This is a genomic window from Streptomyces aureocirculatus (assembly GCF_000720475.1).
GTDB classification, from domain to species: Bacteria; Actinomycetota; Actinomycetes; order Streptomycetales; family Streptomycetaceae; genus Streptomyces; species Streptomyces aureocirculatus.
In genome coordinates this window covers 44,769-65,245 of sequence record NZ_JOAP01000030.1, presented here as the reverse complement: position 1 = coordinate 65,245, position 20,477 = coordinate 44,769, and the positions used below count along the sequence as shown (strand labels likewise).

The 20,477-nt window shown below is 69.2% G+C and carries 20 protein-coding genes; all 20 read left to right on the top strand.

All coding sequences use genetic code 11. The features are described from left to right. The first annotated feature begins 42 nt into the window (after positions 1–42). The 20 genes from thrB to IG78_RS0126200 all read left to right on the top strand — a co-directional run bounded on the left by thrB (position 43) and on the right by IG78_RS0126200 (position 20,448). Positions 43–960 carry a homoserine kinase gene (gene thrB / locus IG78_RS0126295; RefSeq protein ID WP_030567432.1) on the top strand — a complete coding sequence of 306 codons (918 nt, stop codon included), beginning with the start codon at positions 43–45 and terminating at the stop codon, positions 958–960. A gap of 383 nt (positions 961–1,343) precedes the next feature. Then, a complete protein-coding gene (gene rho, locus IG78_RS0126290; protein WP_030567430.1) occupies positions 1,344–3,458 on the top strand; it encodes a transcription termination factor Rho in 2,115 nt (704 codons plus the stop codon). Between the two features lie 395 nt (positions 3,459–3,853). Further along, positions 3,854–4,966 (top strand): LCP family protein, encoded by a 1,113-nt coding sequence (locus tag IG78_RS0126285; RefSeq protein WP_030567428.1) that lies wholly within the window; start codon positions 3,854–3,856, stop codon positions 4,964–4,966. 192 nt (positions 4,967–5,158) lie between these two features. Then, a complete protein-coding gene (gene rpmE, locus IG78_RS0126280; protein ID WP_030567426.1) occupies positions 5,159–5,383 on the top strand; it encodes a 50S ribosomal protein L31 in 225 nt (74 codons plus the stop codon). 99 nt (positions 5,384–5,482) lie between these two features. Beyond that, positions 5,483–6,559 carry a peptide chain release factor 1 gene (gene prfA, locus IG78_RS0126275; protein ID WP_030567424.1) on the top strand — a complete coding sequence of 359 codons (1,077 nt, stop codon included), beginning with the start codon at positions 5,483–5,485 and terminating at the stop codon, positions 6,557–6,559. A 39-nt stretch (positions 6,560–6,598) separates the two neighbouring features. Next, on the top strand, positions 6,599–7,444 hold the full coding sequence (prmC, locus tag IG78_RS0126270; protein WP_030567422.1) for a peptide chain release factor N(5)-glutamine methyltransferase: 846 nt from the start codon (positions 6,599–6,601) through the stop codon (positions 7,442–7,444). Between the two features lie 74 nt (positions 7,445–7,518). Beyond that, complete coding sequence (locus IG78_RS0126265) at positions 7,519–8,166, top strand: L-threonylcarbamoyladenylate synthase (protein ID WP_030567420.1); 648 nt, start codon at positions 7,519–7,521, stop codon at positions 8,164–8,166. Further along, complete coding sequence (locus IG78_RS0126260; protein ID WP_030567418.1) at positions 8,163–8,858, top strand: arsenate reductase/protein-tyrosine-phosphatase family protein; 696 nt, start codon at positions 8,163–8,165, stop codon at positions 8,856–8,858. The genes IG78_RS0126265 and IG78_RS0126260 overlap by 4 nt, the downstream gene beginning before the upstream one ends. 165 nt (positions 8,859–9,023) lie before the next feature. After that, complete coding sequence (locus IG78_RS0126255) at positions 9,024–10,298, top strand: serine hydroxymethyltransferase (RefSeq protein ID WP_030567416.1); 1,275 nt, start codon at positions 9,024–9,026, stop codon at positions 10,296–10,298. A 102-nt stretch (positions 10,299–10,400) separates the two neighbouring features. After that, positions 10,401–11,726 carry an MraY family glycosyltransferase gene (locus IG78_RS0126250; protein ID WP_030567414.1) on the top strand — a complete coding sequence of 442 codons (1,326 nt, stop codon included), beginning with the start codon at positions 10,401–10,403 and terminating at the stop codon, positions 11,724–11,726. A 261-nt stretch (positions 11,727–11,987) separates the two neighbouring features. Then, positions 11,988–12,449: a Cg1360 family ATP-synthase-associated protein gene (locus IG78_RS0126245; protein ID WP_030567412.1), complete on the top strand. Its 462-nt coding sequence runs from the start codon at positions 11,988–11,990 to the stop codon at positions 12,447–12,449. A 228-nt stretch (positions 12,450–12,677) separates the two neighbouring features. Then, positions 12,678–13,496: a F0F1 ATP synthase subunit A gene (gene atpB, locus IG78_RS0126240; protein ID WP_030567410.1), complete on the top strand. Its 819-nt coding sequence runs from the start codon at positions 12,678–12,680 to the stop codon at positions 13,494–13,496. A 75-nt stretch (positions 13,497–13,571) separates the two neighbouring features. Continuing rightward, positions 13,572–13,808 (top strand): ATP synthase subunit c family protein, encoded by a 237-nt coding sequence (locus IG78_RS0126235; RefSeq protein ID WP_030567408.1) that lies wholly within the window; start codon positions 13,572–13,574, stop codon positions 13,806–13,808. Positions 13,809–13,847: 39 nt separating this feature from the next. Next, positions 13,848–14,396 carry a F0F1 ATP synthase subunit B gene (locus IG78_RS0126230; protein WP_030567406.1) on the top strand — a complete coding sequence of 183 codons (549 nt, stop codon included), beginning with the start codon at positions 13,848–13,850 and terminating at the stop codon, positions 14,394–14,396. Beyond that, the gene (locus IG78_RS0126225) at positions 14,393–15,223 is read left to right on the top strand and encodes a F0F1 ATP synthase subunit delta (RefSeq protein WP_030567404.1); all 831 of its coding nucleotides are present in this window, start codon (positions 14,393–14,395) and stop codon (positions 15,221–15,223) included. The genes IG78_RS0126230 and IG78_RS0126225 overlap by 4 nt, the downstream gene beginning before the upstream one ends. Positions 15,224–15,343: 120 nt before the next feature. Further along, the gene (atpA, locus tag IG78_RS0126220) at positions 15,344–16,936 is read left to right on the top strand and encodes a F0F1 ATP synthase subunit alpha (RefSeq protein ID WP_030567403.1); all 1,593 of its coding nucleotides are present in this window, start codon (positions 15,344–15,346) and stop codon (positions 16,934–16,936) included. Positions 16,937–16,956: 20 nt separating this feature from the next. Then, positions 16,957–17,898, top strand: coding sequence for a F0F1 ATP synthase subunit gamma (locus IG78_RS0126215; RefSeq protein ID WP_030567401.1), 942 nt, complete (start codon positions 16,957–16,959; stop codon positions 17,896–17,898). Beyond that, positions 17,898–19,334: a F0F1 ATP synthase subunit beta gene (atpD, locus tag IG78_RS0126210; protein WP_030567399.1), complete on the top strand. Its 1,437-nt coding sequence runs from the start codon at positions 17,898–17,900 to the stop codon at positions 19,332–19,334. The genes IG78_RS0126215 and atpD overlap by 1 nt, the downstream gene beginning before the upstream one ends. 132 nt (positions 19,335–19,466) lie before the next feature. Further along, positions 19,467–19,841 carry a F0F1 ATP synthase subunit epsilon gene (locus tag IG78_RS0126205; protein ID WP_030567397.1) on the top strand — a complete coding sequence of 125 codons (375 nt, stop codon included), beginning with the start codon at positions 19,467–19,469 and terminating at the stop codon, positions 19,839–19,841. 148 nt (positions 19,842–19,989) lie between these two features. Then, complete coding sequence (locus IG78_RS0126200) at positions 19,990–20,448, top strand: DUF2550 domain-containing protein (RefSeq protein WP_030567395.1); 459 nt, start codon at positions 19,990–19,992, stop codon at positions 20,446–20,448. The last annotated feature ends 29 nt before the right edge of the window (positions 20,449–20,477 follow it).

Sequence of the window (20,477 nt, the reverse complement as noted above, 5' to 3'; positions counted from 1 at the left end):
CAAGTCCTCCACACATCGCAGCTCAAGGAGAGTCATCGAGCGATGGCCGGTCCCGCGTTCCGCGCCGCCGCCGTCAGGGTGCGCGTGCCTGCCACCAGCGCAAACCTGGGCCCGGGCTTCGACGCCCTCGGCCTGGCGCTGGGGCTCTACGACGACGTGGTGGTCCGCGTCTCCGACTCCGGGCTCGGTGTCGACATCGCCGGTGAGGGCAGCGAGACCCTGCCCCGCGACGAGTCGCATCTGCTCGTACGGTCCCTGCGGACCGCCTTCGACCTGCTCGGCGGGCAGCCGCGCGGCCTGGAGATCGTCTGCGCCAACCGCATCCCGCACGGCCGTGGCCTCGGCTCCTCGTCCGCCGCCATCTGCGCCGGCATCGTCGCCGCCCGCGCGGTGACCATAGGCGGTGACAGCAAGCTCGACGACACCGCGCTCCTTGAGCTCGCCACCGAGATCGAGGGCCACCCCGACAACGTCGCCGCCTGCCTGCTCGGCGGCTTCACGCTGTCCTGGATGGACGGCTCCGCGGCCCGCGCCATCAGGATGGAGCCCACTGATTCCATCGTTCCGGTGGTTTTCGTCCCCGGAAAGCCCGTGCTCACCGAAACCGCCCGCGGACTGCTGCCGCGCACCGTCCCGCACGTGGACGCGGCCGCCAACGCGGGCCGGGCGGCCCTGCTCGTCGAGGCCCTGACCAGGCGCCCCGAGCTGCTGCTGCCCGCCACCGAGGACCGTCTGCACCAGGAGTACCGCGCCCCCGCCATGCCGGAGAGCGCCGCCCTGGTGGAGCGCCTGCGCGCCGACGGCGTGCCCGCGGTGATCTCCGGCGCGGGGCCCACGGTCCTCGCGCTGGCCGAGGACAGTGCGGCCGACAAGGTCGCACGACTGGCGGGAGAGGGCTGGGCGGCCAATCGCCTGGCGCTCGACGCCACCGGAGCCAGTGTGCTGCCGCTCGCGCCCTGACGGGCGGGCGGCACACGCGGTGTCCGGATTTGGAGAGGGGGAATGTTTGTTGGATCCGGTAGTGTTAACCTCAAGTCTGCACCCGACCTCACCATGGCGAGGTGCTTTGTGTCCCCGTCCGGGACATCCATCCTTCCGGGAGCCTCCAAAACTGCTCTGTGCATCGCACTGAGCTGTGCCGAGCACGCTCCGGAACCGGCGTGACCGAGCCGAGTGACCACCGCACCTCAGTGGCCAGGCATCGGGTAATGCCACATCTGTGAATTCTTCCGCCGCGTTGGCGGACCACCGCCCCGGCCCGGTCCACACACCAAGGATCGCCGGACAGCACAACCGGTCGCCGAGCCAGACAGGCCGACGTCCGCTCCAGGGAAGGACCCTTCGTGAGCGACACCACCGATCTGATGGGCGTGACTGCCGACACGCCCGCCACGGACGCCTCTGCGGCGCCTGCCACCGGTGCTTCGGCCGGGTCCCGGCGGCGCCGCGGCACCGGCCTCGAGGGCATGGTGCTGGCGGAACTGCAGCAGGTCGCATCGGGCCTCGGAATCAAGGGCACCGCGCGGATGCGCAAGAGCCAGTTGATCGAGGTCATCAAGGAGGCGCAGGCCGCAGGCGGCGCCCCGGCCAAGAGCGCCCCGTCCGCCGCGGACGCCGAGGCCAAGCCGAAGCGCCGCGCCACCTCCAAGGCGCGCACGGGCGCCGCGGCCGCTCCCGCCGACAGCACGGACAAGGCCGCTGCCAAGCCCGCCAAGGCCGAAGAGGCCCCGGCCGAGCAGCCCAAGGCCGCCCAGCAGCAGATCGACATCCCCGGCCAGCCCGCCCCCAAGCTCTCGGCTCCGGTGGAGCAGGGAGGTGCCCCCCTCGACGACAAGTCCGGCAGCCGTGGCCGGCGCCGCGTCACCGCCGAGGCCGGCAGCCCCGAGACCGTGACCGCGGAGGCCAGGACCCAGGGTGACACCAAGGTCGCCGAGGCCCGGACGGAGCAGTCCGAGGCCAAGGGCGACCGCGGCGACAAGAACGACCGGGGCGACAAGGGCGACGCGGACGGCGGCGACGGCCGCCAGGGCCGCCGTGACCGCCAGGGCCGTGGCCGTGACCGCGAGCGTGACCGCCGCGGCAACAAGGGCGACGACCAGCAGGGCGGCGGCAACCGCAAGGAGCAGGGCGGCCGCCAGGACCGACAGGACCGCCAGGACCGGGACCGTCAGGACCGCCAGCAGCGCGACAACGGCCCGCAGGACGACTTCGACGACGACGGCACCGGCCGCCGTGGCCGCCGTGGCCGGTACCGCGACCGCCGTGGCCGCCGCGGCCGCGACGACTTCGCGAGCGAGCCGCAGGTGTCCGACGACGACGTCCTGATCCCGGTAGCGGGCATCCTGGACATCCTCGACAACTACGCGTTCATCCGTACGTCGGGCTACCTCCCAGGACCGAACGACGTGTACGTCTCGCTGGCCCAGGTCCGCAAGAACGGCCTGCGCAAGGGCGACCACGTCACCGGCGCGGTGCGCCAGCCCAAGGACGGCGAGCGCCGCGAGAAGTTCAACGCGCTCGTCCGACTGGACTCGCAGAACGGCATGGCGCCCGAATCCGGGCGCGGGCGGCCGGAGTTCAACAAGCTGACGCCCCTCTACCCGCAGGACCGGCTCCGTCTGGAGACCGACCCGGGCGTGCTCACCACCCGCATCATCGACCTCGTCGCGCCGATCGGTAAGGGGCAGCGCGGTCTGATCGTGGCCCCGCCGAAGACCGGCAAGACCATGATCATGCAGGCGATCGCCAACGCGATCACCACCAACAACCCCGAGTGCCACCTGATGGTCGTCCTGGTCGACGAGCGTCCGGAAGAGGTCACCGACATGCAGCGGTCGGTGAAGGGCGAGGTCATCTCCTCGACCTTCGACCGTCCGGCCGAGGACCACACCACCGTCGCCGAGCTGGCCATCGAGCGCGCCAAGCGCCTCGTGGAGCTGGGTCACGACGTGGTCGTCCTGCTCGACTCGATCACGCGTCTGGGCCGTGCGTACAACCTCGCGGCCCCGGCCTCCGGACGCATCCTGTCCGGTGGTGTCGACTCGACGGCGCTGTACCCGCCCAAGCGCTTCTTCGGCGCCGCGCGCAACATCGAGGACGGCGGCTCGCTGACCATCATGGCCACCGCGCTCGTCGACACCGGTTCGCGCATGGACGAGGTGATCTTCGAGGAGTTCAAGGGCACCGGCAACCTCGAACTCAAGCTGGACCGCAAGCTCTCCGACAAGCGGATCTTCCCGGCGGTGGACGTGGACTCGTCCAGCACCCGCAAGGAAGAGATCCTGCTCGGCAGCGACGAGCTGGCCATCACGTGGAAGCTGCGCCGGGTGCTGCACGCGCTCGACCAGCAGCAGGCCATCGAGCTGCTGCTCGACAAGATGAAGCAGACGAAGTCGAACGCCGAGTTCCTGCTGCAGATCCAGAAGACGACGCCGGCGCCGGGCAACGGCAACGACTGATCCGGCGCCTGCGCCTTGTGCAGGGTGAACGCGAGGGGCCGGTCCCGTCACACGACGGGACCGGCCCCTCGCGTCTGTCTCCGTGAGCTGGTCGGGACGCCTCGGCGGGACCGGGCCCAGGGGCCGCGTCCGGGTCGGGGCAGTGGCGGTCGGGAGACCTTGACCACACGTCTAAGAGATTCTCACGGTCACGTGCGGTAGCGCTGCTGCGTACGAAAGTGCAGGTGGGGGGCCGAAAGTACGAGAATGCCCGCACGCTGCGTAGTGGGCGGTACCCGGGGCGCACACAGGGCGCTATGCAACCCTTCTTTCGGATTTCACGTCTGACAAGTGACGGAAAGCCACGCCTGACCCTGAAAGCAGGGGGTACCCGAGCGACGAGGACTGAGGAGCGCATGACGGACGAGAGCAGGGCCGCCGACGCGCCGAAGCGCGGCAAGCGCGGCCGCCGTCGCAAGCCGCGCAGCAAGGGCAAGAAGGCGCTCGTCATCACGGCCTGGACCGCGGCGGGTGTGGCCGTCCTGGGGGGCACCGGCCTCGGTTACGTCTATTTCAAGCTCAACGGCAACATCAAGGGCGTCGACATCAACGCCGCCCTCGGCACGGACCGCCCGGCGAACGTCGACAACGGCTCCCAGGACATCCTCGTCCTCGGCTCCGACTCCCGCTCCGGCAAGAACGCCAAGTACGGCAAGGACGAGGGTGCCGCCCGCTCGGACACGGCGATGATCGTGCACGTGTACAAGGGCCACAAGAAGGCCAGCGTGGTCTCCATACCCCGCGACACCCTCATCACCCGGCCCGAGTGCCCCGCCAAGGACGGCGGCACCGACCGGGGCGGACAGCGCCAGATGTTCAACACGGCGTACGAGGTGGGCGGCCCGGCCTGTGCCGTGAAGACCGTCGAGAAGATGTCCGGCATCCGCATGGACCACTACGTGGAAGTCGACTTCACGGGCTTCAAGAAGCTCATCGACACCCTCGGCGGTGTGGAGATCACCTCCAAGAAGGCCATCCACGACAAGGACAGCCACCTCGACCTGGAGGCCGGCACCCATCAGCTATCCGGTGAGCAGGCCCTCGGCCTGGTCCGCACCCGGCACGGCGTGGGGGACGGCAGCGACCTCGGCCGCATCCAGCTCCAGCAGGCCTTCATCAAGGCCCTCATGGACCAGGTCAAGGACATCAACCTCTTCGGCAACCCGAAGAAGCTGTACAACCTCGCCGACTCCGCGACCAGTGCCATCACCACCGACTCCGACCTGGACTCGGTCAAGGACCTGTACGGCTTCGCGGGCGGCCTCAAGGGCATCGGCTCCGGTGACATGAAGATGGTCACGCTGCCCGTCCAGTACGACCCGGCCGACATCAACCGCGTGCTGCCCCTGGAGAAGGCCGACCGGCAGGTATGGGACGCCCTCCGCGAGGACAGGCCCATCCCGAAGTCCGCCACGGACAAGTCGGCGGGCGACAAGGGCGACGCGGGCGAGGTCGTCACCAGCGACTGACCTGCTCGCCAGCAGTGACTGACCTGCTCGCCAGCAGCGACCGACCCGCTCCGGGCCGGGCCGGGAATACTTCCGGGCCCACCCCGGTTTGGGTAGATGCGGCCAGTCCTGGCAGACTGGTACGTCGGCCCCGGTTCACGCATCCGCATCCCGCGCCTGCGACCCGGTGCCCTCCCGAAACTAGGAGACACCTTGAAGCGCGACATCCACCCCGAGTACGTCGAGACGCAGGTTAGCTGCACCTGTGGCGCGTCGTTCACCACCCGCAGCACGATCACCGGCGGCGGCATCCGCGCCGAGGTCTGCTCCGAGTGCCACCCGTTCTACACGGGCAAGCAGAAGATCCTCGACACCGGTGGCCGTGTGGCCCGCTTCGAGGCCCGCTTCGGCAAGGCTGCCGGCTCCGCCGCGAAGTAGCGAGCCACCTGCGCCGGTCTCCGGCCGCCCCGCACCGGGCGGCCGGGACCGGCGTTTGCCGTCCCGCAGCCCCTTCACGAAGACACACAGGAGCCCCCGATGTTCGAGGCGGTCGAGGAACTGATCGGCGAGCACGCCGACCTGGAGAAGAAGCTCTCCGACCCTTCGGTCCACGCCGATCAGGCCAACGCGCGCAAGCTCAACAAGCGCTATGCCGAGCTGACGCCGATCGTCTCCACGTACCGCACCTACAAGCGCCTGGGCGACGACATCGAGACCGCGCGTGAGTTCGCCGTGGACGATCCCGACTTCGCCGCCGAGGTCAAGGAGCTCGACAAGCAGCGCGACGAGATCACCGAGAAGCTGCGGTTGCTCCTCGTGCCGCGTGACCCGAACGACGACAAGGACGTCATCCTGGAGGTCAAGGCCGGTGCGGGCGGCGACGAGTCCGCGCTGTTCGCAGGCGACCTGCTGCGCATGTACCTGCGCTACGCCGAGCGCGTCGGCTGGAAGACGGAGATCATCGACGCCACCGAGTCCGAGCTCGGCGGCTACAAGGACGTCCAGGTCGCCGTGAAGACCAAGGGCGGCCAGGGCGCCACCGAGCCCGGCCAGGGCGTCTGGGCGCGCCTGAAGTACGAGGGCGGCGTGCACCGTGTGCAGCGGGTTCCGGCCACCGAGTCCCAGGGCCGCATCCACACCTCCGCGGCCGGTGTCCTGGTGACGCCGGAGGCCGAGGAGATCGACGTCGAGATCAACCCGAACGACCTGCGGATCGACGTCTACCGCTCCTCGGGACCCGGCGGGCAGTCCGTCAACACCACGGACTCCGCCGTCCGCATCACGCACGTCCCCACCGGAGTCGTCGCCTCCTGCCAGAACGAGAAGAGCCAGCTTCAGAACAAGGAGCAGGCGATGCGTATCCTGCGCTCCAGGCTGCTCGCCGCGGCGCAGGAGGAGGCGGAGAAGGAGGCGGCGGACGCCCGGCGCAGCCAGGTCCGCACCGTGGACCGCTCCGAGAAGATCCGTACGTACAACTTCCCGGAGAACCGCATCTCCGACCACCGCGTCGGCTTCAAGGCGTACAACTTGGACCAGGTGCTCGACGGTGATCTCGACGCGGTCATCCAGGCCTGCGTCGACGCGGACTCCGCGGCGAAGCTCGCCGCCGCCTGAGCCCCTGCCCTTGTCCCGTACCACGCCCCGGAGGACAGCGTGAACCTGCTGCTCGCGGAAGTGGCCCAGGCCACCCAGCGGCTTGCCGACGCCGGCGTACCCTCGCCGCGCAACGACGCGGAGGAACTCGCCGCCTTCGTGCACGGCGTGAAGCGGGGCGAGCTGCACTCCGTCAAGGACACGGACTTCGACGCCCGCTACTGGGAGACGATCGCGCGCCGCGAGGCGCGCGAGCCGCTCCAGCACATCACGGGCCGTGCCTTCTTCCGCTATCTGGAGCTCCAGGTCGGCCCCGGCGTCTTCGTCCCGCGGCCGGAGACCGAGTCGGTCGTCGGCTGGGCCATAGACGCGGTCCGTGCGATGGACGTCGTCGAGCCGCTGATCGTCGACCTGTGCACCGGTTCGGGCGCCATCGCGCTCGCCATGGCCCAGGAGGTGCCGCGCTCGCGCGTGCACGCCGTGGAGCTGTCCGCGGACGCCATGAAGTGGACCCGTAAGAACGTCGAGGGGTCCCGGGTCGACCTGCGCCAGGGCGACGCACGCGACGCGTTCCCCGACCTCGACGGCCAGGTCGACCTCGTCATCTCCAACCCCCCGTACATCCCGTTGACGGAATGGGAGTACGTTGCGCCGGAGGCCCGCGACTACGATCCCGAACTCGCCCTGTTCTCCGGCGAGGACGGCCTCGACCTGATCCGCGGCATCGAGCGCACCGCGCACCGGCTGCTGCGGCCCGGCGGTGTCGTGGTGGTGGAGCACGCGGACACCCAGGGCGGCCTGGTGCCGTGGATCTTCACGGAGGAGCGGGGCTGGGCGGACGCCGCCGACCACCCGGACCTGAACAACCGGCCGCGGTTCGCGACCGCCCGCAAGGCGCTGCCGTGATGACGGCGGCGACGAAGACGACGATGTACGTGATGTACGCCGACGAGACGTACGTGTACGAGGAGGCCCGCTAGATGGCACGGCGATACGACACCAACGACGCGACCGACCGTACGACCGGTCTGCGCGAGGCCGCGTCCGCCGTCCGCCGTGGCGAACTGGTCGTGCTGCCCACCGACACCGTGTACGGGATCGGCGCCGACGCGTTCAGCCCGGAGGCGGTCGCCGACCTGCTCGACGCCAAGGGCCGCGGCCGGTCCATGCCGACGCCCGTCCTCATCGGCTCCCCGAACACGCTGCACGGCCTCGTCACGGACTTCTCCGAGTCCGCCTGGGAGCTCGTGGACGCCTTCTGGCCCGGCGCCCTCACGCTGGTCGCCCGGCAGCAGCCCTCGCTCCAGTGGGACCTCGGCGACACCCGGGGCACGGTCGCCATCCGGATGCCGCTGCACCCGGTCGCCATCGAGCTCCTCACCGAGTTCGGGCCGATGGCCGTGTCCTCCGCCAACCTCACCGGGCACCCGGCGCCCGAGGACTGCGACGCCGCCCAGGAGATGCTCGGCGACTCGGTCTCCGTGTACCTGGACGGCGGTCCCACGCCCGGCATCGTGCCCTCCTCGATCGTGGACGTGACCGGCAAGGTCCCCGTGCTGCTCCGCGCCGGCGCGCTCGACGCCGACGAGCTCCGCAAGGTGGTACCCGACCTCGAGGTGGCCAATTGAGGGCCCCTGAGACGGGGCGTGGCATAGCGGGCCGCACCGAGCCCTCTGTGGTCTTCGGTGCCCCGGGAAGCGCCGGTACCCCCGGCGGCTTCCGCATCCTCCACGTCAGCACCGGCAACGTCTGCCGCTCGCCGATCACCGAGCGGCTGACCCGGCACGCCCTCGCCGACCGGCTCGGCGATCCGCTCACCGGTGGGCTCATCGTGGAGAGCGCGGGCACCTGGGGGCACGAGGGTGCCCCCATGGAGACCAACGCCGAGACCGTGCTCGCCGACTTCGGCGCGGACGCCTCCGGCTTCGTCGGCCGTGAGCTCCTCGACGACCACGTCATCCGGGCCGACCTCGTCCTGACCGCGACGCGGGACCACCGGGCGCAGGTCATCTCCATGGGGCACTCCGCCGGGCTCCGCACCTTCACCCTGAAGGAGTTCACCCGTCTCGTCCGGGCCATAGACCCGGCCACCCTGCCCGACCCCGAGGGGGCCGACGGGGTCGTCGAGCGGGCCCGCGCCCTGGTGCGGGCCGCCGCCGCGTTGCGCGGGTGGCTGCTCGCCCCCAGCGCGGAGGCCGACGAGGTGTACGACCCCTACGGGGCGCCGCTGCCCTTCTTCCGCTCCGTCGGCGGCGAGATCCAGCAGGCCCTCGAGCCGGTGGTGACGGCCTTGACGGGGGTGCCGGCGGCCCGGGCGTAGTCCTGCGCGCCTTGGACCCCAGCCCTCAATCGGCGCTCCGCGCCTCGTCCTCAAACGCCGGACGGGCTATTCATAGCCCCTCCGGCGTTTGAGGAGCGGGGTCTGGGGCGGAGCCCCAGGAGCGCCCGCCGGGCAGCAAACCGGCCCCCGGCCTACATTGGGAGGATGACGACGGCAGAGGCTGGGCGCGCCGCCGACCCGGCGGCGTACGCCGCGCTGCGCCGCCAGGACCCCGAGCTCACCGACGTACTCCTCGGCGAGCTCGACCGCCAGTCGGCAAGCCTGCAACTGATCGCCGCGGAGAACTTCACGTCCCAGGCCGTCCTGACGGCCCTGGGCTCCCCGCTGGCGAACAAGTACGCCGAGGGCTACCCGGGGGCCCGCCACCACGGCGGCTGCGAGTTCGTGGACGTGGCGGAGCGCATCGCCACGGACCGCGCCAAGGCCCTCTTCGGCGCCGACCACGCGAACGTGCAGCCCCACTCGGGCTCCGCCGCCGTCCTGGCGGCCTACGCGGCCCTGCTGCGCCCCGGGGACACGGTTCTGGCCATGGGCCTGCCCTACGGCGGCCATCTCACGCACGGCTCGCCCGCGAACTTCTCCGGCCGCTGGTTCGACTTCGTGGGGTACGGCCTCGACCCGGAGAGCGGCCTGATCGACTACGACCAGGTGGCGGCCCTGGCCCGGGCGCACCGCCCGAAGGCGATCGTGTGCGGCTCCATCGCCTACCCCCGCCACATCGACTACGCGGCGTTCCGGGCCGTCGCGGACGACGTGGGGGCCTATCTCATCGCGGACGCCGCCCACCCCATGGGCCTGGTCGCGGGCGGCGCCGCGCCCAGCCCCGTGCCGTACGCGGACATCGTGTGCGCCACCACCCACAAGGTCCTGCGCGGCCCCCGCGGCGGCATGCTCCTGTGCCGCGGCGAACTCGCGGAGCGGGTGGACCGGGCGGTCTTCCCGTTCACGCAGGGCGGCGCCCAGATGCACACGATCGCCGCCAAGGCGGTGGCCTTCGGCGAGGCGGCGACGCCCGCGTTCACCGCGTACGCGCGTCAAGTCGTTGCGAACGCAAGGGTGTTGGCGGAGGCGCTCGCCGGTGAGGGCTTCGGTCTGAGCACCGGCGGCACCGACACCCATCTGATCCTCGCCGACCCCGCCCCGCACGGCGTACCGGCCCATGCCGCCCGTGGCCGCCTCGCCGCGGCGGGTCTGGTCCTCGACACCTGCGCGCTGCCGGGCGCCGACGGCCGCGGACTCAGGTTCGGGACGGCGGCCGTCACCACCCAGGGCATGCGGGAGGGTGAAATGGCGCGGATCGCCGCACTGTTCGCGGGGGCCGTCCGTGAGGAGGACAAAGTCAGGGACGCGGTACGGGAACTGGCGGGCCGGTTTCCGCCGTATCCGACAGCGGGGACACCGGGCACGGCGACGTCGTAGCGCACCTGTGCAACGATCCCCGCTACCCGGACGTCCCCAAGCTTATGCACGCGAAGCTAGGGTGTGGTGCTGAGATGGCCAGCGATACCTGTGGGGAAGCCCGTGCGTGAATATCTGCTGACGCTCTGCATCACGGCCGCGGTGACCTACCTGCTGACCGGCCCGGTGCGGAAGTTCGCGATCGTGGCCGGCGCCATGCCGGAGATCCGCGCGCGCGACGTGCACCGGGAACCGACACCCCGGCTCGGCGGAATCGCGATGTTCTTCGGCCTGTGCGCGGGGCTCCTGGTCGCCGACCACCTGCCGAACCTCAACGAGGTCTTCACGAAGTCGAACGAGCCGCGCGCGCTGCTCTCCGGCGCCGCGCTGATCTGGCTCATCGGCGTCCTCGACGACAAGTTCGAGATCGACGCGCTGATCAAGCTCGGCGGCCAGATGATCGCCGCGGGCGTGATGGTCATGCAGGGTCTGACGATCCTGTGGCTGCCCATCCCGGGCGCGGGGACGGTGTCCCTGACCCAGTGGCAGGGCACGCTGCTCACCGTCGCCCTGGTGGTCATCACCATCAACGCGGTCAACTTCGTCGACGGCCTCGACGGCCTCGCGGCGGGCATGGTGTGCATCGCCGCCGCGGCGTTCTTCATGTACGCGTACCGGATCTGGTACGGGTACGGGATCGAGGCCGCGGCCCCCGCCACCCTCTTCGCCGCCATCCTGATGGGCATGTGCCTGGGCTTCCTGCCGCACAACATGCATCCGGCCCGGATCTTCATGGGCGACTCGGGGTCGATGCTCATCGGCCTGGTGCTCGCCGCCGGCGCCATCTCCATCACCGGGCAGGTCGACCCGGACGCGATGAAGCTGAACCTCGGCGGCACCCGCGACGCGACACACGCGATGCTTCCCGTCTTCATCCCGCTGCTGATGCCGCTGACGATCATCGCGATCCCGTTCGCCGACCTGGTGCTCGCCATCGTGCGCCGCACCTGGAAGGGCCAGTCGCCGTTCGCCGCCGACCGCGGCCATCTGCACCACCGGCTGCTCGAAGTCGGCCACTCGCACAGCCGGGCCGTGCTGATCATGTACTTCTGGTCGGCTCTGATCGCCTTCGGCACCGTCGCGTACTCCGTGCACTCCACGAACATGTGGATCCTGCTCCTGATCGTCGCCCTGAGCGCCGTCGGGCTCGCGCTGCTCCTGCTGCCGCGCTTCACCCCGCGGACGCCCGGATGGGCGGAGGGCTTCGTACCGCCGCGCTACCGGCGCCGCCGTGCGGCTCTCGCGGAGGCGGCGGCGCACGAGTCGGAAGCGGCCGCTCAGCCGGAAACGGAATCCCGTCACCCCGTGGGAGCGGGCGTCAACGGTGCGACCGCCGTCGGCACCCGCCCGAGCTCCCCGGACCGGAGCAAGGCCGAATCCTCGCGTTGACGCGGACCCGAAAACGCTCCAGTACCAGACAAGTCGACCGTCAAGTTGCACAGACGCGCGGGTTAGCCCTCATGTGTGACGGCAAGCACACCCGTCAGGTAAAGGACTCATCAAATAGTTTGTGATACCGTTCACGAGACCCGGGGACAGAGCCGAAGGACCGTAGTGCGACGGTTCTCTCGGCCCGAGGACCCCACTCGGCCCGGGTCTACGCTCGTCCATGACGACACCCTGCCCCCGTCTGTAAGCGGAGTTGCCGCCATGCCGTCTCAAGACACCCGAAACCTCCTGCAGTCCGCCGTACCCACCGCTGCCGTAGGCGCGATCGTCGCCGTGGTGAGTGGAGTGGTCGCGGGCGGCAAGGGAGCCCTCGGTGCTGTCATCGGCACGCTGGTCGTCATCGCTTTCATGGGGCTCGGCCTGTTCATCCTGCAGCGGACGGCAAAATCGCTTCCGCAGTTGTTCCAGGCGATGGGGCTGATGCTCTATGTCGCTCAGCTCCTCCTGCTTCTCATTTTCGTGGGTCTGTTCAAGGACACGAACGCGTTCAACCCGAAGTCCTTCGCGCTCGCTCTCGTCATCGCCACCGTCGCCTGGATGGCGTCGCAGGCTCGCGCGCACATGAAGGCCAAGATCCTCTACGTCGAACCTGAACCCGAACCTTCCTCCGCGTCCTCCTCTCGTAAGAGCGACAAGCCGGAGAAGCCGGGGTCGGAGACGTGAGAGGTAGGGCCGGGATAAATGCACGTTCGAGATGCTGCTATCGTCCGGTGCCAACTGCGGCACTGCAGGCGCGGGCATCTGAGCTGACGCCTGCACCATCGCGAGGCTCGATGCCTGAACGCCGCTCACACTTCCGAAACACCAGTCCGGTGCCGACCCGCGGCCGCGCGCCGCGCCGACACGACAACGAGGTTGCCGTACCTATGCGTCACGCCGAAGGAGCCCGCGGTGAGTGCTGACCAAACTGAGCTCGCCTTTGACTGGAGCTGTCGGATCTCCTCCGACAACGGCTGTGGCTTCCCGGCTCCGGGCCTGCACTCGTTCCTCTTCAAGCCGATCTTCGAGGTCGGCGGGTTCGAGTTCAACAAGGTGATGCTGCTCGCCCTGATCACGACCATGGTCGTCATCACCTTCTTCTACGCCGCCTTCGGCAAGGCCAAGGTCGTGCCGGGCAAGCTCCAGATGATCGGTGAGGCGGGCTACGACTTCGTCCGCCGCGGGATCGTCTACGAGACGCTCGGCAAGAAGGAGGGCGAGAAGTACGTCCCCCTCATGGTCTCGATGTTCTTCTTCATCTGGATCATGAACATCTGGTCCGTGGTCCCGCTGTCGCAGTTCCCGGTCTCGTCGGTCTTCGCGTACCCGGTCGTGCTCGCGGTCATCACGTATCTGATCTGGGTGCCGCTGACCTTCAAGCGCCACGGTTTCGTGGGCGGCTGGAAGAACATCACCGGTTACGACAACTCGCTCGGCCCGATCAAGTGGCTGGTGTCGTTCATCGAGTTCTTCTCGAACCTGCTCGTGCGTCCCTTCACGCACTCCGTGCGACTGTTCGCCAACATGTTCGCCGGGCACCTGATGCTGGTGATGTTCACCGTCGCCTCCTGGTACCTCCTGAACAGTTGGATGATCCCGGCCGCCGGTGTGTCCTTCGTGATGACCATGGCCATGATCTGCTTCGAACTCTTCGTGCAGGCCGTCCAGGCGTACGTCTTCGTGCTCCTTGCCTGCACGTACATCCAGGGCGCCATCGCCGAGCACCACTGATACCGCCCGCCCCCAAACTCCCAGACGCCCGGTGGCCAACCCCCACCGGTCCATGAAAGAGAAGGAAGAGACAGCATGTCCGCTGTTGAGCTCGCCGCAGGTGTTTCCGGCTCCCTCGGTTCGATCGGCTACGGCCTCTCCGCGATCGGCCCCGGCATCGGTGTCGGCATCGTCTTCGGTAACGGCACCCAGGCCCTGGCCCGTCAGCCCGAGGCTGCCGGTCTGATCCGCGCCAACCAGATCCTCGGCTTCGCCTTCTGTGAGGCGCTCGCCCTCATCGGCATCGTCATGCCGTTCGTGTTCGGCCAGTAATTACTGCGCACCGACACTTTTTCGACGAAAGGCACTGATGTGATCGCCAACCTGGTTCAGCTGGCGGCCGAGGAGAAGCAGAACCCTCTGATTCCTCCGGGCCCCGAGCTGCTTGTCGGCGCCATCGCCTTCGCCATCGTTTTCTTCTTCTTCTGGAAGAAGCTCATCCCGAACATCAACAAGGTTCTGGAAGAGCGCCGGGAGGCGATCGAAGGCGGTATCGAGAAGGCCGACGCCGCTCAGACCGAGGCCCAGAGCGTTCTCGAGCAGTACAAGGCTCAGCTCGCCGAGGCCCGCCACGAGGCCGCGCGGCTGCGCCAGGAGGCGCAGGAGCAGGGCGCCCAGCTCATCGCCGAGATGCGGGCCGAGGGCCAGCGTCAGCGCGAGGAGATCGTCGCCGCAGGCCACGCCCAGATCGAGGCCGACCGCAAGGCCGCCGCGCAGTCGCTGCGTCAGGACGTGGGCCAGTTGGCCACCGAACTGGCCGGCAAGCTGGTGGGTGAATCCCTTGAGGAGCACGCCCGCCAGAGCCGCACGATCGACCGCTTCCTCGACGAGCTCGACGCGAAGGCAGAGGCCACTCGATGACGGCGCAGACGGCGCACGGAGCCAGCCGCGAGGCGCTCGCCGCCGCCCGTGAGCGTCTGGACGCGCTGACCGACAACACCGCGGTCGACGCCAAGCTGCTGGCCGACGATCTTGCCGCGGTCACCGCGCTGCTGCACCGCGAGGTCTCGCTGCGACGGGTCCTGACCGACCCGGCGCAGCCCGGCGAGGCCAAGGCGGAGCTGTCCGGGCGGCTGCTCGGCGGCAAGGTCGGCGGCGAGACCGCGGACCTGGTGGCAGGCCTTGTGCGCTCCCGCTGGTCGCAGTCCCGCGACCTGGTGGACGCCCTGGAGGAGCTCACCGACCTCGCCGACCTGACCGCCGCGCAGAAGTCGGGCGCGCTGGACACCGTCGAGGACGAGCTGTTCCGGTTCGGCCGGATCGTGGCCGCGAACACCGGGCTGCGCGCGGCGCTCACCGACCGTGCCGCGTCCGGCACCGCCAAGAGCGAGCTGCTGCGCAGCCTGCTCGGCGGGCGTGCGGACGCCGCCACGGAGCGTCTGGTCACGCGTCTTGTGACCGCGCCCCGTGGACGTAGCCTGGAAGCGGGCCTCGAGTCCCTCGCCAAGCTGGCGGCGGACCGCCGACAGCGCATGGTCGCCGTCGTCACCTCCGCTGTGCCGCTCGCGGACCAGCAGAAGGAGCGGCTCGGTGCGGCGCTCGCGAAGATCTACGGGCGTCAGATGCATCTGAACCTGGACGTGGACCCCGAAGTCCTCGGCGGGATCAGGGTGCAGGTGGGCGACGAGGTCATCAACGGCTCCATCGCGGACCGCATCGAGGACGCGCACCGCCGCATGGCGGGCTAGTAACGCAATATGCAGGACAACGGCCCTGGTTGGGCCGTGCAGAGGATGCAAAGTTTCTGGGGGGAGCCCCCAGATCCCCCAAAGAAACTTCGGGCCCAACAAGGAGAGCAGGGAACCCAGATGGCGGAGCTCACGATCCGGCCGGAGGAGATCCGGGACGCGCTGGAGAACTTTGTCCAGGCGTACAAGCCGGACGCGGCCTCGCGCGAGGAGGTCGGTACGGTCACCCTGGCCGGCGATGGCATCGCGAAGGTCGAGGGCCTGCCCTCGGCCATGGCCAACGAACTGCTGAAGTTCGAGGACGGGACCCTTGGTCTCGCGCTGAACCTGGAAGAGCGCGAGATCGGTGCGATCATCCTCGGCGAGTTCAGCGGCATCGAGGAGGGCCAGTCGGTGCACCGCACCGGCGAAGTCCTCTCGGTCGCGGTGGGCGAGGGCTACCTCGGCCGCGTCGTCGACCCGCTCGGCAACCCGATCGACGGCCTCGGCGAGATCGAGACGTCCGGCCGCCGCGCCCTCGAGCTGCAGGCTCCGGGCGTCATGGCCCGTAAGTCGGTGCACGAGCCGATGGAGACGGGCTACAAGGCCGTCGACGCCATGACCCCGATCGGCCGCGGCCAGCGTCAGTTGGTCATCGGCGACCGCCAGACCGGCAAGACCGCCCTGGCCGTCGACACGATCATCAACCAGCGCGACAACTGGCGCACCGGCGACCCGAAGAAGCAGGTTCGCTGCGTCTACGTCGCCATCGGCCAGAAGGGCTCGACCATCGCCTCCGTGCGTGGTGCCCTCGAAGAGGCCGGCGCCCTGGAGTACACGACCATCGTCGCCGCCCCGGCGTCCGACCCGGCCGGCTTCAAGTACCTGGCGCCGTACACCGGCTCGGCCATCGGCCAGCAGTGGATGTACGAGGGCAAGCACGTCCTCATCATCTTCGACGACCTCTCGAAGCAGGCCGACGCCTACCGCGCCGTGTCCCTGCTGCTCCGCCGCCCGCCGGGGCGCGAGGCCTACCCCGGTGACGTCTTCTACCTGCACTCCCGCCTCCTGGAGCGCTGCGCCAAGCTCTCCGACGAGATGGGCGCGGGCTCGATGACCGGTCTGCCGATCGTCGAGACGAAGGCCAACGACGTCTCGGCGTTCATCCCGACCAACGTCATTTCCATCACCGACGGCCAGTGCTTCCTGGAGTCGGACCTGTTCAACGCCGGTCAGCGCCCCGCGCTGAACGTCGGTATCTCCGTGTCCCGAGTCGGTGGTTCCGCTCAGCACAAGGCGATGAAGCAGGTCTCGGGCCGACTGCGCGTGGACCTCGCCCAGTTCCGTGAGCTGGAGGCGTTCGCCGCCTTCGGTTCCGACCTGGACGCCGCGTCGAAGGCGCAGCTCGAGCGCGGCCAGCGCATGGTCGAGCTGCTGAAGCAGGCGCAGTACCAGCCGATGTCGACCGAGGACCAGGTCGTCTCCGTGTGGGCAGGTACCACCGGCAAGATGGACGATGTGCCGGTCGCCGACGTCCGCCGCTTCGAGCGTGAGCTGCTCGACTACCTGCACCGCAAGGAGCAGGGCCTGATGACCTCCATCAAGGAGGGCGGCAAGATGTCGGACGACACCCTCACGGCCGTCGCCGACGCCATCGCGGACTTCAAGAAGCAGTTCGAGACCTCGGACGGGAAGCTTCTCGGCGAGGACGCTCCTGCCGCTGCCGGCAAGTGACGACGGAAGGGACCTGACTCATGGGAGCCCAGCTCCGGGTCTATAAGCGTCGCATCAAATCCGTCACGGCGACCAAGAAGATCACCAAGGCGATGGAGATGATCGCCGCCTCGCGCGTCGTCAAGGCGCAGCGCAAGGTGGCGGCCTCCACGCCGTACGCGACCGAGCTCACCCGCGCGGTCACGGCGGTGGGAACCGGCTCGAACACCAAGCACCCGCTGACGACGGAGGCAGAGACGGCGACGCGAGCCGCCGTCCTCCTGCTGACCAGCGACCGCGGTCTGGCCGGCGCCTTCAACTCCAACGCCATCAAGGCCGCGGAGCAACTGACCGCTCGTCTGGAGGCGGAGGGCAAGGAGGTCGACTCGTACATCGTCGGCCGCCGTGGTGTCGCCCACTACAACTTCCGCGAGCGCACGATCGCGAAGCAGTGGAGCGGCTTCACCGACCAGCCCGAGTACGCGGACGCCAAGACGGTCGCGGGCCCGCTGATCGAGGCGATCGAGAAGGACACGGCGGAGGGCGGCGTGGATGAGCTCCACATCGTCTACACCGAGTTCGTCTCGATGATGACGCAGACGGCCGTGGACAGCCGCCTGCTGCCGCTCAGCCTCGAAACGGTGACATCAGCGGCTGCCGCCGCGGGGGCCGAGGAGTCGGCGAAGAAGGACGAGATCCTTCCGCTGTACGACTTCGAGCCGTCGGCGGAGGACGTCCTCGACGCCCTGCTGCCGCGCTACGTCGAGAGCCGGATCTACAACGCGCTGCTCCAGTCGGCTGCCTCCAAGCACGCCGCCACGCGCCGCGCGATGAAGTCGGCGACCGACAACGCCGGAGACCTGATCAACAATCTGTCCCGGCTTGCCAACGCGGCCCGCCAGGCCGAAATCACCCAGGAAATCAGCGAGATCGTTGGTGGCGCGTCCGCGCTGGCCGACGCGACCGCGGGGAGTGACAAGTAATGACGACCACAGTTGAGACGGCCGTTGCCACGGGCCGCGTCGCCCGGGTCATCGGCCCGGTCGTCGACGTGGAGTTCCCCGTCGACGCGATGCCGGAGATCTACAACGCCCTGCACGTCGAGGTCGCCGACCCGGCGCAGGACGGTGCGAAGAAGATCCTGACGCTCGAGGTCGCCCAGCACCTCGGTGACGGCCTGGTCCGCGCCATCTCCATGCAGCCCACCGACGGCCTGGTCCGCCAGGCCCCGGTGACCAACACCGGCAACGGCATCACCGTCCCGGTCGGCGACTTCACCAAGGGCAAGGTGTTCAACACCCTCGGTGAGGTGCTGAACGTCGACGAGCAGTACACGGGCGAGCGCTGGTCCATCCACCGCAAGGCCCCGAAGTTCGACGAGCTCGAGTCGAAGACCGAGATGTTCGAGACCGGCGTCAAGGTCATCGACCTTCTCACCCCGTACGTCAAGGGTGGAAAGATCGGTCTGTTCGGTGGTGCCGGTGTCGGCAAGACGGTGCTCATCCAGGAGATGATCTACCGCGTCGCCAACAACCACGACGGTGTCTCCGTGTTCGCCGGTGTCGGTGAGCGCACCCGTGAGGGCAACGACCTCATCGAGGAGATGTCGGAGTCGGGCGTCATCGACAAGACGGCCCTGGTCTTCGGCCAGATGGACGAGCCCCCGGGCACCCGTCTGCGCGTGGCCCTCGCCGGTCTGACCATGGCGGAGTACTTCCGCGATGTGCAGAAGCAGGACGTGCTGTTCTTCATCGACAACATCTTCCGCTTCACGCAGGCCGGCTCCGAGGTCTCGACCCTCCTGGGCCGGATGCCCTCGGCCGTGGGTTACCAGCCGAACCTGGCCGACGAGATGGGTCTCCTCCAGGAGCGCATCACCTCGACCCGTGGTCACTCGATCACCTCGATGCAGGCGATCTACGTCCCCGCGGACGACCTGACCGACCCGGCCCCGGCCACCACGTTCGCCCACCTCGACGCGACGACGGTGCTCTCCCGTCCGATCTCCGAGAAGGGCATCTACCCGGCCGTGGACCCGCTGGACTCCACGTCCCGCATCCTGGACCCGCGGTACATCGCGCAGGACCACTACGACACCGCCATGCGGGTCAAGAACATCCTGCAGAAGTACAAGGACCTCCAGGACATTATCGCCATTCTCGGCATCGACGAGCTCGGCGAAGAGGACAAGCTGGTCGTCTCCCGCGCCCGTCGCGTGGAGCGCTTCCTGTCGCAGAACACGCACGTCGCCAAGCAGTTCACCGGCGTCGACGGTTCGGACGTCCCCCTGGACGAGTCGATCGTGGCCTTCAACGCGATCTGCGACGGCGACTACGACCACTTCCCTGAGCAGGCGTTCTTCATGTGTGGTGGCCTTGAGGACCTCAAGGCCAACGCGAAGGAACTCGGCGTTTCCTGAGTCCCCCGACTCATGAGGAGGGGCGGGCACGACCCCCTTGCGGGGGACCGAGTCCCGCCCCTCCTCTCACGCCCACTAGAATTTGACCCAACACCCGGCTGAACGGCCGGGTGGTGACCCGAGGAGCCACCCTTGGCTGCTGAGCTGCATGTCGAGCTGGTCGCCGCGGACCGCAGTGTCTGGTCCGGCGAGGCCACCCTGGTCGTCGCGCGCACCACGTCCGGCGACATCGGCGTCATGCCCGGTCACCAGCCGCTGCTCGGTGTGCTGGAGTCGGGCCCGGTGACCATCCGCACCAGCGACGGCGGGATCGTCGTCGCCGCGGTGCACGGCGGATTCATCTCGTTCGCCGACAACAAGCTGTCGCTGCTCGCCGAGATCGCCGAGCTCTCCGACGAGATCGACGTCCAGCGTGCGGAGCGGGCGTTCGAGCGTGCCAAGTCGGAGGCGGACGCCTCCGCCGAGCGGCGCGCCGACGTCCGACTGCGTGCGGTGGCGGCGCGCTGACCCCAGCGCGTGGCGTGACGTGACTCAGCCGCGGCCAGGTCCGGAGCTCTCCGGACCGGGTCGCGGCTGAGGCGATGCGGGTGCAGTTTCGGGTGCGGTTGTTTGGTCCGTTTCGTGAAGTCGTGTTGAGGCGAGGAGGTCGGTGCCGATGATCCTCGTGTCGCTCGTGTGCGGACTTGTGTTGATCGCGCTGGTATTGCTGGGACTCTTCGTCTTCGGACTGCGTCGCCGGCTCATCCAGCGCTCCGGCGGCACCTTCGACTGCAGCCTGCGCTGGCACGCGCCGAAACCCGGCGAGAGCGCCGACGCCTCAGGCAAGGGCTGGGGCTACGGCGTCGCCCGCTACAACGGGGACCGCGTCGAGTGGTTCCGTGTCTTCTCCTACGCGCCCCGCCCGCGCCGCGTCCTGGAACGCTCGGCGATCGAGGTCGTCGACCGGCGGGCGCCCGACGGCGAGGAGGAGCTCGCCCTCCTCTCCGACGCCGTCGTGCTCGGCTGTCTGCACCGCGGGGTCCGCCTCGAACTGGCGATGAGCGAGGACGCACTCACCGGTTTCCTGGCCTGGCTGGAGGCGGCCCCTCCGGGCCAGCGGGTGAACGTGGCATAGCTGCCGCCGAGGGGCGCCCCGCAAGGGGC